Raw genomic sequence first — 15585 nt, 5'->3', positions numbered from 1 at the left:
CCGCTAACTTATTATAAACAAAACAGACATAAAAAAAATGACGACTATCTCTTGTTTTGATTAAACTACAAATTCGTCAGCCAATAATTTTGCCAGTTCAGCAGCAACTGCATCAGTGTTTTTTCGGTAATTCCAATATTGGTTTTCATCTTTAAAAATTTCCAAGTTTTAAGTTGTATTGCGCTCAATTCAGATCTAAAGATCACTTAGAATCTGGATAAACATCACGAAAATTTCGTTGAGCAGGCAAAATCAGTCTTTGAAGATGTGATTAGAAATGATAGTGCTATACCAACACGATCAAATACTGCAAGCTGCACCAATTAGGGCGGCAGATTCGCCTTGTGCGGAGATGTATACCGGAACCGAAACAGACCTAACATCCAGGTAGTAATGAAGCTGGGGCAAAAAGAGCGTCCATGCATTGGAGATGTTCCCACCCAATACAATACAATCAAAACGCTCTTTTTTGTAAATCCGGCATAGAAAAGTTCCAAAGTTCATACTGAATTCGTCGAATAGCTGGAGCATCGGACTTCCGGCTTCTGCGGTTTCAATTAACTGTTTTACATTGGGTGCATTCAATCCCGAATACTCGGCATATTTAGCAATAAACCACCTTGACGAAAAAAAATTCTCACAAATGCTGCCCATAAAGGGATACTGCCAATATTCCGCGTCTGTTGCTTTTCCGTCCATTACTTTCGCAGAACCAAAGCCGGTACCTAAAGTAAAGCCCATAACTTTTTCGTATGCCGAGGCCTTTCCGTGCGCGAGTTCTCCTTGTAAAAAACATCCTGCGTCATTAATGAAATGTATTTCCTTGATTTGCTGTCCCAATTCAGCAAGCATCAACACCTTGACATTCATGCCATAAAGCGCGTCATACTTATCCAGACCTTTCATGTAAGAAATACCCTTGTCATAATCAAATGGTCCGGGCATGGCTATTGCAATCCTTCCTGAATGTGCTGCGCTGCGTGAGGTTTTGGCGATGACTTTGCACCAGCTTTCTATAATATGTGATGGGCTTCCTTTCGAATCAACTTTTGCCCTATTGGTTGATCCAGGCACTAAAATCCCGTACTTTACATCAACCAATGCGGCAGTGATGTGAGAGCCACCGATGTCGACGCCGAGAATAATATGTTCATACATTTTATTAGATTATTTGATGTTTAAAAATCCGAGCCGCCCGTAAAGCTCTGCTATACAGGCTTCATCAAGCAGCCATTTTGGCTTTTCTTTACTTTCTTGATCGGTGGCCCATTTTGCTGTTAAAAATCCATATTGATCTTTGGAAAGTTTCCAGGCGAGGTCCAGATCTGAAGCGATCGCATTAACATAGGTTGGGTTATGGTCTACTTTATATAACGCCTCATATCCCCTGAATAAAACCGTAACAAACCAGGGAAGATCAATCCTGAACCGGAATTCCCCCTTGTTCGGGGTAGAAAAAAATGTGAAGGCATTTTTTGCGACCAGCCGGGCTTCATAGAGATAAGTGCGATCGCCTGTAAAGCGATACAAAAGTACGGCCGCTTCCAGCATAGATCCTGTATTATAAGTATAATAAGTAGCATTCTGAGTACCATCCATCTTTATATCATTGTAATAAATGGCATCATGATTTCTAAGCCTGGCATGCATCCACTTATAAAATCGTTTTCCCCAATTTAAATAAGCCACTTCATGAGTTGCTTCATAAAGTTTTAGCGCCGCCAGGGTTGCCATTCCATTACTGCAGGCGGGTTTCTGATCCTTGTGGCCTTCGAGCCAGTAAACGCCGCCTTGCAGGTTTTCATCCCAACCGCTTTCGATGAAATGGAATACTTCTACGGCCTTTTTAACGTACAGCGGGTCTTTTGTATTGAAGTAGGCTTCGAGGTAATCAATGCATACCAATGCATTATCATCATAGTACCGGTCTGCTTTTTCAAGTGCTACAGGATATGCCTGATAACCTGACGGAATGCGTACGGTATCCCGATAGGCCAAAACACCGATCGTCAGTGAATCCAGATACTGCGTATATCTATCCCTTAGATCCGGATATTTAACCAATACATTGGCGGCAGAGAACATTCCGGAAAAAGGCCATAAGAAGCTAACCTTTTTTTCATGTACAACCGCACCCTCAAAATAATCGAGATTTACCTGTTTACCTGATGGATAATGTTCGCTAAAGAGCCCGGGGAAACTATCGATACGATAGTGTGTCCAGATTTTAGTGAACATCTCTTCGGCCCGGGCTTTGTATATGTTTTTGAAGACGGGTGTTTGAGCATAGGCACTACCACAAAAAAGCAATACCAGGATGCAGGTGATCTTTTTCATATATTTTATCACTCACCGCGGTTTACTGAACTGATGGGGGCGGCAGTTTTACTCCCCAGTTTTTATTGGGTTTACTTCCCATTTTCAGGGTAAGCGTTCCACCCTGCATCAGTTGATCACGATACAGCCAGGCCTGGTTAAGTACCTTTCCATTCCAGAAGGCAGATTGTACAAAAACATTTTCACTTGAGTTGTTTTCAGCTTTTATAGTCAGCAATTTCCCGTTGCCCAGTGTAATGATTGACTGGTCAAAAACAGGACTTCCAATCTGAAGGGTTGGCCGGAAATCCGTCAATCCCTTTACATCAAAGAGTCCGAGCGATGACATGACATACCAGGAACCCAGCTGGCCCTGATCTTCGTCCTGACCATAACCGTAACCGTGGATGCTCTCCGTTCCATAAAACTCATCACATATGGCCCTCGTCCATTTTTGAGTAAGCCAGGGTGATGAAGAATAGTTAAATAGCCAGCTGATGTGCAGGTTGGGTTGATTGCCATGATTGTAAAGAGACTGTATGCCTGCGAACGCGTCTATGGTTTTGCCGCCACCAAAAGCATTTTTCCTGGAGGTTTCGAAAATTTCATTCAACCTGTTATTAAAGGTTTTCTCTCCAATCTCATTGATCAGGGATTTAGGGTTTTGCGGCACATAAAAAGTATATTGTGTGGCATTTCCTTCCTGAAAGCCCCGCCACGCTTCTAAAGGGTCAAACTTGTTGATAAACGTGCCATCTTCCATTTTAGGACGCACAAGCTTTAACGTTTTATCGAATATATTTTTCCAACCATCTGCCAGTTGGATCATTTTCTGATAATCTGCTGTTTTACCCAACCTTTTGGCAAATTGTGCTGCAGCAAAGGCGCTGTAACTGTATTCAAGCGTATGCGAACCGGAAAAATGAGACCCGGTTGAATCTGTTTTGTCGGCATCTAAATAGGGTACGTAACCTTTCGTTATAAAACTTTTGGTATCCATTTTGCCCGAACCTACCAGGCGATTTTGATAACCCAGTTCATTTCCCTTTACCGCTTCATAAGCTAAATTCAAATCATAATCGCGAATGCCGGCCTGATAAGCCCCCGCGATGGCTAAGCCCACGAAATTGGTGCCCACGCCGGAAACAAAATTGCTGTTAGCTATTCCATCACCAAACCAGCCACGTTCTTTATAAATTTCCAGCTGGGTATGCACAAAATCACTGTAATGGGTAGGATAAGAAAGTGCCCATAGTTGCGTAAGGTTCCAGAAACCACCCCATATGGCATCAGTATTCATAAAATTGTAGCTGAATTTCCCCTTTGCATCTTTAGGCAGCTGACCGATGGTACCATCGTGTCTTGGAAAATTTCCATTCACATCGCTGGCGATTCCCCGCCCTAAAAGCGCATGATAAAGGCCGGTATAAAATTTTGTTTTAGCTGCAACATTTTTAGTTGATACCTTAAGTTTATTCAGTGCAATACGCCATTCGCGCTGAGCAGCCGCCTTTGCCGTAGTAAAGCCCAGGTCTTCGGCTTCAGTTTTCAGGTTGAGTTTTGCATTGGCAACGGAGGTATAAGAGAGGCCAACCTTGATTTCGATGCTTTCCTTTTCTGCAGTTTTATAGCCTAAATATAAACCTGCACCGATTCCTTTCGATGATCTTTGATTCGCTACTGCGGCATCTTTAGCCAAAGCGCCCACTGTAAGTGGCTTTTTATTGAGTTCCCCAAAAAAGTACATGGCAACGCGCCCGCCTTCATCATAGGTTTTAACATATTTAGGATAGGTAATTACATAGCCTTGAAAATGGGTATCATCAATCATTTCTACCGAGGCATCGGTTACCGGTCCGCTTTCGCCCTGGACATTTCCTATCGACAGGATGATTCTTGAACTGTCTGATTTCGGAAAGGTATATCGATGAAATCCCACACGCTTTGTAGCCGTAAGTTCTGCCTTAATCTTAAAATCGTCCAAAATTACTGAATAGTACCCTGGTGCTGCAATTTCATTTTCCCTCGAAAAACCTGAACGATAACCGCTTCCGGGCTTTTCAAGTGCTCCTGGAACGGTTTTCAGTCTACCCGCTGTTGGCATAAAGCTGATCCCGCCAACCTGCCACTCATGAAAATGCACAAAGCCCTCTATTGACGTGTGCCGGGTATCATAACCAACGGCCTCCCAGCCCTGCAGGTTTCCATAACTGCCATTGGTAGAAGGTGCAAGTTTTGCCATTCCATAAGGTACTGCTGCGGGGGTGTAAAAAAACCACCTGTTGTGTGCGGTACCGATATTAGGATTCACAAATTTCAGCACATCCTGTGCATAGGAAATAGCATGAAAAAAAATTAAAATCAGGAGAACGGATAGCGATTTAAGGCCTGTTTTCATAAAATGGAGGATCTGTTATTAAAATTTTGATAGCATTGCCTGTAGTCTTTGCATCCAGGCCTGATCTACAGTTTCCATTTCTGTAGAACGGTTCTGGCCATCAAAGCCTGCAAAGAAATAATAGCCCAATGTAGTTGAATTTCGATTGGCAATATTTAGCCGGTTGATATTTTCTTTGGCATATACCAGCCAGGATTCATTTTTGTCGGCTTCATAAAGTCTGATCATGGCTTGAGAGCCCCAGGCACACCACGCCGGGTTGATCCTGGTTTCTGCGGTATTGAAAACATAACCTTTGTATAGTGCGTTCCAGAGCGTATTATTCATGGCTTTACCCAAATTTTGTGCTTTGGTTAGATAAGAAGGGTCGTTGAAAACCTGGCTATAAATCAGAAAAGCTTCTACCATGATGGCATTATCGTAGGTAAATTTTTCGTTGTGTTTTAAACCTTCACCGGCGCCATCTATCTTCCAGATGTAAAGGCCGGTATTTGGATCGAACATTTTTGCACTCAGCCAGGCATCAACCTGCCTTGCCCAGTCTCTGTAGATGGATGCTCCGGTTAAACCATACAGCTTAGCGAACAATTGGAGGGTTAATCCATTGGTTTGCGTTGGTTTTTCAGGTTTCTGGGTGTTCCAGTAAAAACCTCCGCCGTAAGCGTTATCCCAAAGGCCACTGTTAATCAGCCAGTCAGCACAGGCTTTAGCTTTCGCCAGGTAAGCCTGTTTATCGGCACCTGTTGTTACCTCATAAGCCTCCAGATATACCATTCCGCTCAATGCATTATCATCCACATATTTATCTCCGCCCGCGCCGCTGCCATCAAGGTTAACCGATGCGAAATACCCACCCCGCAGGTCTTTCTTATCCCACATATTCTCCATGAATTTGAATGTATTGTTCATATACACCAAATAACCCGTTTCTCCTGCAGCAACCATGGCGGCATCGGCATAAATCTGGCTTACGTTATACCACTCAAAACAATTCGAAGATTTGGTTGTGGTGTTGGCCCGGTATCCGTAGCTGGCGGTAAGCAGGTTATTCACTGTAAAATTGTGGGTATCCTTTGCCTGCTGAAGGTAATTGACCGGTGCGCCCGGAACTACCGGAGGCACTACAGGCGGTGGAGGAACTGGTGCCGGCGCAGGTTCTTTTTTGCATGAAACTGCGAAAAAAAGGGCAAGCATAAATACGGTATATCTGAGTATTGCTTTCATAAAACAGTTTAAAAACCACCGGCAACCCACCGGTGGCAGCGCTTAATTTATTGGATAATGATGCTATGCGTATACGGACCAGTTGCCCCAAGGCTAACGGTTGCCTTCACACTTTTGTTATCGGCAGCAGGATCGAACTTATAGGTATTGTTCCATTGATCGTTAGATACAGCATTCAGATAAAAATAGGATGCTGCCTGACCGACCGGGCTTACATTGTTTACATTGCTGCTGCCCATGTATTTTATACCTGCAGCGGTATGAAGCGCAAATTTATAACGCTCGTCCCTACCCCATGAAAACGGATAGAAAACAACCGGTATTGCGCCAGATTGCCAGGTGCCGTTAGCAGTATAGTTTAACTGTCCGATTTCGCTCGCATATGCAGACATGTAAAGCCCTAAGCTCTGAATTTCGCTAACCTCTACCACACTTGCTACATTAAAATCGTATTTTAGATAATAGATTTTCGTATTGCCGGTAACGGTAATAGTTGAAGCGCCTTCTTTTAGTAAATTGCCTTCAGCGTAAAATTTTCTTGCTGCTGCAACTGGTTTGTCTGTAAGCTGATAAGTTCCGGCTTTTAAGGAAGTATACAGTTCATAAACGCCGTCTTCAAGCTTTTTAAACCTGAGCGCTTTGCTTATATCTTCACCACTCTCCGTTGCCGAACCTGTGAGGTAAAGGTCGGTTGGCACTTCAGCGAATCCTGCCGGACGTTCGAGTTGAAGTGTTCTGGTTTCCTGACTGGTTTTCTTATTGCTGGCTTTTGAAGCGATTACCGTCCAGCTGACCTTGCCTGTAGAAGAGGAGTTAATACCACACAAAGCCGCAATTTTGGTCAGGTCTTTATGCGATATGGTAACCTGGGCTTGTATTCCTCCGCCGTCAGAAATGACTTTAAAAACCGGGTTAGAGAAGTTACCGCCTTCTTTGTCGAAGGCCACTTCATAAAGTATAAGTCCTCCATCTTCGGGAATTGCTGCCGTCCACTTAAACTGCTGGGATGCCGCTGCATTAGACGGTGTGAGTTTTATGCTCGCCATATTGGCCGGCAGGCTTAATGCACCGGTTGTGCTTATGTTTTCGTTAAGTGAGTGCTCATCCTTTTTGCAGGAGCTTGCAGCGGTGCATATCACCAGCACCATAGCGAATAATGTTTTGAGATTTTTCATATGCTAATAAGGATTAGTAGCCAGGGTTTTGCGTTAAATTTTTGTTCAGGCTTACCTCGCTTGACGGAATTGCCCATAAGTAATCCCTTTGCGGATTAAACTTGCGTTGTTGCGTTCTGATGTAGCCACCATCTATGTTTTGATCAGTTGCAAATTTTGCACCGTGGGCAAAGCCATTCATGGTAACTTCCGCCACTCTCCAGCGTCTGATATCATCAGTTCTTAAACCTTCCATTGCAAGCTCAGCCCTGCGTTCACGACGGATAACCGCAGTTAAATCTCCTGACGGAAAACTTAAGGCTGCCGGATCGGTGAAACCAGCCCTGGCACGGAGCGCACCAATGGTTTTCGCCCATACGGTGGCATCCATCTGCCCTAAAGCATTTTTCGCTTCTGCATAAGTGAGCAGCACCTCTGCATAACGGAAAAGGTGTAAGTTATTTCCGGATACAAAACTTGACAACGCAATGGGGTCGAAGTATTTTCTCCAGTAATAGCCTGTTGCGGATGCGCTTTGGGAACCCGGCGAATATTCATCCAGGCCCGGCTGAACGGGGTCTGAACCCGGTCTGATGTAAATCGTTTTGGTGCTATTGTTTGGATTTACCCATGTATACCGGTCGTAAACTACCGTTGCAGTGAGCCTTGGATCGCGGTTTACATAAGGGTTACTTTCCACATACCCTGAACCTGCTTCTTTAATTCCTTTTCCGTTGAGCATGATATAGTCATCTACCAGCTCTTGTGTCGGAGCCATGGCACTCACCCTTCCGCCAACTGTTCTCGGGGCAAAATCCCAGAAATTCTGCCAGGTTCTCACCGTTGGAACATATTGAAGGGATAATATACTTTCACTGTTGGTTTTGTTGGTTGCAGGGTCGCTAAATAAGGCACTGTAATTCGACGTTAATGAATAGGTGCCGTAGACTGCCTGGTTGTTGATTAACTTTTCGCAAACCGCCACAACTTCAGCCATTTTGTTTCCCTGGTAAAGCAATGTTCTCATCTCCAGGGCAAGTGCTGCACCTTTTGTAATCCTACCATTTTCACTGGCCGGGAGCTGATCTTTACTTGGAAGGTTAGGAATGGCCGCTTCAAGCTGAGCGATAATGTAGTCGCTTACGGCTGCTTTTGAGCTACGTGGAATTACCTGAGCCTCCTCTGGTGTAAGGTCATGATCAGGAAGGGGCACATCTCCATACCATTTACTTAGATTGAACAATGCAAAAGCCCTCATAAACTGGTTTTCGGCTTTCATCCTGGCAATCGTAGCCGCCGGAAGTGTTTTGTTTTGATCTACATTTTCTAAAAATATATTAACTGACTTTATGGTTTTGTAATAACTTGCCCAGTCACCGGCAAACTTGGCGGTAAGCGAAGTGGCATTTCCGCTTGCAATCAGGTTAAGGTCTCCTGAAGGTGAATATGCGTTATCAGAGAGTGCTTCCGGCTCAAAATATAATGAACTGTTGTAAAGCAGGCTGTAATTATTATTGAGCGCACTGTTTACATTTACATCCACGGTCCAGAATGTTAAATCTGAAAACCGGTCTGTTGGCGCAATATCGAGCTTTTTGCACCCTGCAAAAGCAAGAAGACTGAAAGCAATGATGAGGTTTTTATTTAAAAATTTCATATAAGTAATTCTAGCCGTGAATATTAAAAGGTGATGTCCAGACCTGCTCCGTAAAAAATCGGTAACGGATACTGACGGGCACTGTTCGAGGCGGAACCGGTGCTCAGGTTATTCCCGAATTCTGAAGTTTCCGGGTCGATAAATTTAAGTTTTGAAAGCGTAAACAAATTCTGCCCGATCAGGGAAACTCTCAGGCGCTGAATTCCTGCTTTTTGAGTGAGTGCCTGTGGCAAGGTATAGCCGATATTCACATTCTTTAAACGGGCGTAAGCCGCATCATATTTGTAAAGGTCAGAACCTGTTCTCCAGTTATTCGTATTCGATGGCGATCCGATGTTGGCAAAAATCGGGTAACGTGCATCAGGATTGCTTGGGCTCCAGTAATCGGTCATGTGTTCATATACGGTAGCACCATAGCCGTAATGAAAAGGCTCAACAAGCTCTCCGCGAAGGAAAGTTTCGCGTTTCACCACACCTTGAATGAACAGCTGAAGATCAAAGCCTTTTACAGCAAGCCGGTAGGTAAATCCAAAAGTATATCTCGGGAAAGGGTTGCCCAATACCGTTTTATCTTTTGCATCAATTACGCCATCGTTGTTCAGATCCTTAAATTTTACATCTCCGGGCACAACTGCGTTTCCGGCAATTTTCGGAGAGTTGTTGATGTCTGCCTGATTTTGAAAAAATCCATTGGTTTGATAGCCGTAATACTGCGTAATGGGTTCGCCAACACGTCTGAGCAATTGAAATACATCCTGATTAATGATCTGTTCGGTTGCTCCTCCTGATAATTGAAGCAGCTTGTTCTGGTTATCGGCAACGTTAAGGCTAAAACTTTGAGTTACATTTTTTCCACGCAGGTTATAAGTAACAGACGCTTCCCAGCCTTTGCTCCTCACTTTTGCCACGTTAAAATCAGGCGTTGCCGCACCAAAGATTGTTGGAATATCCTGCCTTGGCTGAAGAATATCTCTGGTTACTTTATTGAAGTAATCAAAAGTAGCTGTTAATGAATTGTCGAAAAACCCTGCTTCTAAACCGATATTTAAAGTAGCTGCTTTTTCCCAGGTCAAATCCCGGTTAGATAACAATGTACCCGCCCCGCCTACCGGAATGTTATTGAACCCATATGCACTTGCATAGTTAAAATAGGTGGTTTGATACTGGAAGTTACCCACATTCTGATTTCCTAAAACCCCATATGAGGCACGAAGTTTCAGATTGCTTACCGTACGCTTTAAGGATTCCATAAAAGATTCCTGAGAGATGATCCAGCCTGCACTCACTGATGGAAAGAAACTGCCGCGATTGCCCCTGGCAAACTTTGAGGAAGCATCGTAACGTGCTGTTGCTTCAAGTAAATAACGGTCTTTAAAGGAATAGTTTAGCCTGCCAAATAAAGACTGCAAGCTATTGGAACTAATGGCTAAGCTATTATTGGAATTAATGGGATCGACGATAGTTCCTGTTGTTGGTGTCCCCAGCAATTGGTCAGTTAATGTTTTTTGAAGCTGAAAGCCTCGTTGTGAATAATTTTCGCTCGACGCCCCCAACTGAACCTTAAAATCGTGTTCTAAAATCTTTTTCCCGTATTCTAAATAAACTTTGGTATTGAACAGCTGCGATTTGCTATTGGCATCCAAAACCGAGCGGTCATCTCCGTAAACGCCTGAAGGAAGATAGTTTACCTGGGTACGGCGGAAAAATGTACCATTGTTTTGCAGTGTTCCACCGAATTCGCCAGTTAGTTTTAAGTCTTTCGTAATGTTAAACTGGCCATTAAATGATCCGAAGATCTCATCATTATCTGCCTGGTTAAATCCGCCTTTTTCCAATACGCCGTATTCATTGTACTGTGAAGCAAAAGGATTGGTCAGGTAGTTACCATTTTCGTCTTGCCAGTTGAAGTTATGAGGAACCCTGTTTGCATCGGCGAAAATATTGTTGTCGCCCACGCTGTTGGTTTTGTTTCTGGTTTTGGTGTAAAGCAAAATAAAATTCGTTCTTAATTTTCCGATAACATTGGTCTGATTTAACCTCAAATTGTATTTCTGATAGCCGAATTTTGATCCTTCACCCCCGTTGCCAATAAAATTACTTTGCTGATCCTGGAAACCTGCCGAAACATAGAAAGCACTTTTTTCTCCACCACCGGCAATGTTTACATTATGCGACTGCTGTGGCGCGGTGCGCAATAGGTGGTCGATATCCCAGGTACCATCTCCCTGATCTTTGAGTTGTTGAATCTGATCTGGTGTATAAGCGGGGCTTAAACCTGAGTTGACCAAAGATTCGTTTTTATAATAGGCATTTTGCCAGGCCGGAACTTTATGTACCAGCACATTGGCATCCTGGATACCGTAACTTCCATTATAAGAAACTGTAGTTTTTTGATTGAGTTTACCGGCTTTCGTGGTAATCAATATTACGCCATTTGCCGCTCTTGAACCGTAAATGGCAGCAGAACCGGCATCTTTCAGTACCGATACGCTCGCAATATCGTTTGGATTGATGGTATTTAAATTCCCTCCAACAATACCATCCACCACCACCAGGGGGGTATTGTCTCCTAAGGTTCCTACCCCCCTGATATTTACGGTAACATCACTTCCCGGATTGAGGTTGGTTTGCTGAATGATGAGATTGGGCGCTTCGCCCTGTAGTGCCTGGTAAGCATTCAGTACGGGCTTATTTTCGATGTTCTTTGCATCAATCGTGCTCACCGAACCCGTTATAGATACCCGTTTTTGTGTACCATAACCCACCACCACCACGTCATTCAACTCGTTTCCGGCAGCAGGCAACAGCTTTACGTTAATTATTTTTCGCGAGGCAATGGCAACCTCCTGGCCCGTATAACCGATATAGGAAAAAGAGAGGCTTCCTGACGCCAGATGATCAGGAACTGAGATGCTGTAGTTGCCGTTGGCATCTGTAACAGTGCCTACCGATGTGCCTTTAAGCTGCACGTTTACTCCCGGAAGGCCGCTGCCTTTCTCGTCCACTACTTTTCCACCTATGGTGATATTTTTAGATCCATGCCCCAATGGGGTTAAAGCAGAGGGGCTTGCAGCGAGGTAACCTGGCATAAAAAGCACCAGTACTACCAACAGCAAGGCCAGCTGCCTGCAGCAGCACCACTTAAGTTTTTTTGATTGGTAAATTTTGAGTCTCATAACATTTTGATTGGTTAGCATGCCTACAGGCATTTTTGATATATGGTTAGGTCCTTTTGGTGTTATTTATTTGGGGATACTTTGGCTTCGTTGCCAGTGTTCTTCAATTTCTTCAAGAGAGCGTCCTTTGGTTTCCGGGATCAGTTTCCAGGTGAGCAGTAATGCCGGAGAACAACAGATGGCAAAAATCCAGAAGGTCCACGAAGTTCCGATGCCCTGAAGCATCACCGGGGTAAGCTGACCGACAAAGAAATTACCGATCCAGAGGGTTAGTGTAGCCAGAGACATGGCTTTACCCCTAATGCCGTTAGGAAAAATCTCTCCGATAACTACCCAGCATACCGGCCCGAAAGAAAAAGCAAAACAGGCAATGAAAGCGAGGATAAAAATGAGGATCCACGGACCAGAGATTACGCCGAACTGGAAAAGCATACCGATAATGATGAGTGAGATTACCGCCCCTCCAACCCCGATATAAAGCAAAGGTTTTCTTCCCCATTTATCAACCGTAAAAATTGCTACAAAAGTGAATACAACATTTACCAAGCCAATGGTTACCTGCCCACCAAGCGCATTGTTCAGCGTAAAGCCAGCTTGTTCCAATATTCTCGGACCGTAGTAAATAACGGCATTAATGCCGCAAACCTGAGATAGAAAAGGAAGCAAAAGCCCGATCCACAGCGCCCTACGGTACGCTGGCTTGAAAAGTGTTTTAAATGAACCTTCTTCTTCTGAAATTTTCCGATTTGAAAAAGCTTCTAATTCTTTCCTTGCCTCAGCTTCACCTTCAATTTTGATGAGTATTTGCGCTGCTTGTTGGTTACGACCGGTAGTTAACAACCATCTTGGCGATTCGGGAACAACAAATAATGACAATAAGAAAATTAGGGCTGGTAATGCGCCCAAACCGAGCATAGCACGCCACACTTCACCGGATAAGATTCTTTGTACATCTGCATTCGCATAAGCATCTCCTGTATGGCTTGCCAAATATGCATTGGTGAAATAAGCCACCACAATACCAATGGTTAGAGCAAGCTGATATAAGGAAACCATCGTTCCTCTAAGTTTAGATGGGGCAAATTCTGAAATATAAAGTGGTGATACCATCGAGGCCACGCCGATTCCGATGCCCCCAATCAGCCTGAATACAATTAGAGAAGAAAAAGAGCCTGCGTACATGCAGCCCAGCGCAGAGGTCAGGAAAAGAAAGGCGGAGAGGATGAGGACGATTTTCCGTCCGAATTTATCGCTGAGTTTACCTGAAATGATTACCCCGATGATGCAACCTAAAAGCGCGCAACTTACAAACCAGCCCTCGCTTACTGCATTAAGGCTATAATCTTTTGTAACCAAACTTATTGTTCCGGAAATTACCGCTGTATCAAAGCCGAATAAAAAGCCACCCAAAGCCGCCACCAGGCAAACTAAGTACAAATAGGAACGGCTTTTTTTAATATCGATCTGTGTATCTTGCATCATGATTATTTATTTTAAGAAAGCCTTGATTACTTTGGCCTGCTGGTTAGCGTTGTTTACAATTTTGTAGCTTCCGGCCGCTGCCGGGATTACAAAAGTTTCAGCATACTGAAAATGCATGGTCGAGCCGTCGGCAGTGCTTACCGTAACCGATTCTCCTTCAACAAGCATCAAAACATGACAAACATTGTCCGTTTCAACATCAACGTGTAGATCAAAGTCCAGGCGATGTACATCATAAAAATGTTCGGCGTGGGTAGGCAGGTGATAACAGGTAAACCCTTCCTTTTCAAAAAGGACAGTCGGTTTGGAAATGAGCTCTTGTTTTACCTTACTTCCTTTTCGTGAAAAATCGAGATTTTTAAAAGCATGTTCGATATTAATTGGCCGTGGCTTGCCATTGAGGTCCAGCCTCAACCAATCATACATCTTAAAAGTAAAAATATAGGGTGTTGCACTAATTTCAAGCACCAGGTTATGTGCACCTGCACTGTGAATGGTTCCATTTGGAATCAGAAACAGATCGTGCTTTTCTGCTTGGTGACACTGTACGTATTGCTCAATATCTACTTCTACCCCATTTCGGTTACTGTCCTCCAGTACTGTTCTAAAAGCAGCCGGATCGATGTCTTCCTGAAAGCCCAGGTACACGCTCGCCTCATCATTGCAATCCAGAATATAGTAGGTTTCATCCTGAGTGATATTTTCTCCAAACTGTTCTTTAATATATTCAAGACTTGGATGGCATTGGATAGAAAGGTTACCGCCGTCAAAGGTATCCAGAAAATCAAAGCGTATCGGAAATTCATATCCAAAGCACTGATAATGTTTACCGAGTACATTTTCTCCCTGTTCGAACATCAACAAATCGAAAGAAACTTCTAAAAGCAGGCCGTCACTTTCAAACACCAGGCCGTTTTCCGGAACAATAAGCTCAAAAGACCACGCATAATTAACCTCATTTTGATCAAGTTGGGGCATATGCTTTTTCATCCACTGCCCACCCCAGGCGCCCGGGGCAAACCACGGCCTTGCACGGAAAACTGAAGTGGACATTTGCTTAAGCCCTGCCCGAACCGCATCGCCATAACCCCAATTGATGTCTTCATCCCACTGCGCATCAACAAAGACATCAATATTTTTTGCCACTTGCTCTTTATGTGCATTAAGTACCACCCAGTCTACAAAATAAAAACGTTTGTACATTTCAGTTGGTTCCTGCGGACCAGACTTGCCCAAATTGCAGATGGCGCCCGCACTCATGCGGTGCTGCAGCTCATTTTTGGGTAAATCCACATAAATCAGTGAGGCATCCCATTCGCTTAGGGAAGCTCCGCAGCCGATCATAATGTTTACATCACAATCTTCATTCACTGCTGAAGCCTTTAAAGCTTCAAGATCAAAAAAATCACCCAGGCTCAGTGTGGTCTTTTTTCCCCACACCCCGTCCTTCTCGCCCAAAAAGTCCAGCATCATTTCATCAATCAGTTCTTCATCTTTAAAAAAAGAAGCTGTATCTATAATGTGCACCCGTAACTTCCTGGATTCAAGCGCTTTCTTAAGCGAGCGGATGAATAAATTCCAATATACCCCCACATAACCATCCACAATGACGGTTTTTTGCTGCGTGATGTAATCGGCAAGGGCAGCATAACCATTAAAAATCTGTTTTTCTCCCAGCGCAAAGTAGGGGTAGATATCGTAGCCCTGCGGTTTGCTGATTTCTTTAATAAATGCCGGCATAATTTCCTGCTCGGTCTTTCGCATCGGTTCTTCTATTGACATATTGGGATAAGGGTGCTGGTATGTTATATTTTGAATTTGATCCATGTTCATACAAAGTTCTGGCATCCACGAATTTCAGGTATACGAAATGAGAATCTTTTTATTCCGTTAACAATGCTTTAATCGTGATCATAGTTGCACCATCATCACTAAAACCGATATAAAAGGTATTTAGAAAGGGTATTTGGCTCAACATGATTAAAATTTTAAAAATTAAGTAAATTATCCGGTTAGACAGTACATTCTTTAGTATGTACATACAAATTTATTATTAAATAAGTTACTTCCAAATTTTTATTCGATTATTTTTTGCACCTGACTGCCGGATGAGACTAAACTGAGGCTTAAGTCGCGGAAAACAATGACATGTATGTACATGATGTAATTAAGCGATTT

General features: G+C 43.5%; 9 protein-coding genes. All 9 read right to left on the bottom strand.

Annotation, left to right across the window (positions count from 1 at the left end):
- Positions 1–300: 300 nt before the first annotated feature.
- The 9 genes from ACFE6N_RS04690 to ACFE6N_RS04650 all read right to left on the bottom strand — a co-directional run bounded on the left by ACFE6N_RS04690 (position 301) and on the right by ACFE6N_RS04650 (position 15234).
- Complete coding sequence (locus ACFE6N_RS04690; RefSeq protein ID WP_378934303.1) at positions 301–1158, bottom strand: ROK family protein; 858 nt, start codon at positions 1156–1158, stop codon at positions 301–303.
- A gap of 9 nt (positions 1159–1167) precedes the next feature.
- A complete protein-coding gene (locus tag ACFE6N_RS04685) occupies positions 1168–2337 on the bottom strand; it encodes a glycoside hydrolase family 76 protein (protein ID WP_378934301.1) in 1170 nt (389 codons plus the stop codon).
- A 22-nt stretch (positions 2338–2359) separates the two neighbouring features.
- Positions 2360–4714: a GH92 family glycosyl hydrolase gene (locus ACFE6N_RS04680; RefSeq protein ID WP_378934299.1), complete on the bottom strand. Its 2355-nt coding sequence runs from the start codon at positions 4712–4714 to the stop codon at positions 2360–2362.
- Between the two features lie 18 nt (positions 4715–4732).
- On the bottom strand, positions 4733–5938 hold the full coding sequence (locus ACFE6N_RS04675; protein WP_378934297.1) for a glycoside hydrolase family 76 protein: 1206 nt from the start codon (positions 5936–5938) through the stop codon (positions 4733–4735).
- Positions 5939–5985: 47 nt separating this feature from the next.
- Positions 5986–7113 (bottom strand): SusE domain-containing protein, encoded by a 1128-nt coding sequence (locus ACFE6N_RS04670; RefSeq protein ID WP_378934295.1) that lies wholly within the window; start codon positions 7111–7113, stop codon positions 5986–5988.
- 13 nt (positions 7114–7126) lie between these two features.
- Positions 7127–8749: a RagB/SusD family nutrient uptake outer membrane protein gene (locus ACFE6N_RS04665; protein WP_378934293.1), complete on the bottom strand. Its 1623-nt coding sequence runs from the start codon at positions 8747–8749 to the stop codon at positions 7127–7129.
- Between the two features lie 23 nt (positions 8750–8772).
- Positions 8773–11925, bottom strand: a complete 3153-nt coding sequence (locus ACFE6N_RS04660; RefSeq protein WP_378934291.1) for a SusC/RagA family TonB-linked outer membrane protein — start codon at positions 11923–11925, stop codon at positions 8773–8775.
- A 66-nt stretch (positions 11926–11991) separates the two neighbouring features.
- Positions 11992–13407, bottom strand: coding sequence for a sugar porter family MFS transporter (locus ACFE6N_RS04655; RefSeq protein ID WP_378934289.1), 1416 nt, complete (start codon positions 13405–13407; stop codon positions 11992–11994).
- Positions 13408–13413: 6 nt separating this feature from the next.
- Positions 13414–15234 carry a class I mannose-6-phosphate isomerase gene (locus ACFE6N_RS04650; RefSeq protein WP_378934287.1) on the bottom strand — a complete coding sequence of 607 codons (1821 nt, stop codon included), beginning with the start codon at positions 15232–15234 and terminating at the stop codon, positions 13414–13416.
- Positions 15235–15585 lie beyond the last annotated feature (351 nt).

The sequence above is a fragment of the Pedobacter sp. BG31 genome (assembly GCF_042464845.1).
In the GTDB taxonomy this organism is placed as follows: Bacteria; Bacteroidota; Bacteroidia; order Sphingobacteriales; family Sphingobacteriaceae; genus Pedobacter; species Pedobacter suwonensis.
This window is presented reverse-complemented; position numbering and strand designations above follow the sequence as displayed.

Excerpts from the sequence above, each read along its gene's own strand:
- ACFE6N_RS04690 (WP_378934303.1), bottom strand. The coding sequence starts at position 1,158 with ATGTATGAACATATTATTCTCGGCGTCGACATCGGTGGCTCTCACATC.
- ACFE6N_RS04685 (WP_378934301.1), bottom strand. The coding sequence starts at position 2,337 with ATGAAAAAGATCACCTGCATCCTGGTATTGCTTTTTTGTGGTAGTGCC.
- ACFE6N_RS04680 (WP_378934299.1), bottom strand. The coding sequence starts at position 4,714 with ATGAAAACAGGCCTTAAATCGCTATCCGTTCTCCTGATTTTAATTTTT.
- ACFE6N_RS04675 (WP_378934297.1), bottom strand. The coding sequence starts at position 5,938 with ATGAAAGCAATACTCAGATATACCGTATTTATGCTTGCCCTTTTTTTC.
- ACFE6N_RS04670 (WP_378934295.1), bottom strand. The coding sequence starts at position 7,113 with ATGAAAAATCTCAAAACATTATTCGCTATGGTGCTGGTGATATGCACC.
- ACFE6N_RS04665 (WP_378934293.1), bottom strand. The coding sequence starts at position 8,749 with ATGAAATTTTTAAATAAAAACCTCATCATTGCTTTCAGTCTTCTTGCT.
- ACFE6N_RS04660 (WP_378934291.1), bottom strand. The coding sequence starts at position 11,925 with ATGAGACTCAAAATTTACCAATCAAAAAAACTTAAGTGGTGCTGCTGC.
- ACFE6N_RS04655 (WP_378934289.1), bottom strand. The coding sequence starts at position 13,407 with ATGATGCAAGATACACAGATCGATATTAAAAAAAGCCGTTCCTATTTG.
- ACFE6N_RS04650 (WP_378934287.1), bottom strand. The coding sequence starts at position 15,234 with ATGGATCAAATTCAAAATATAACATACCAGCACCCTTATCCCAATATG.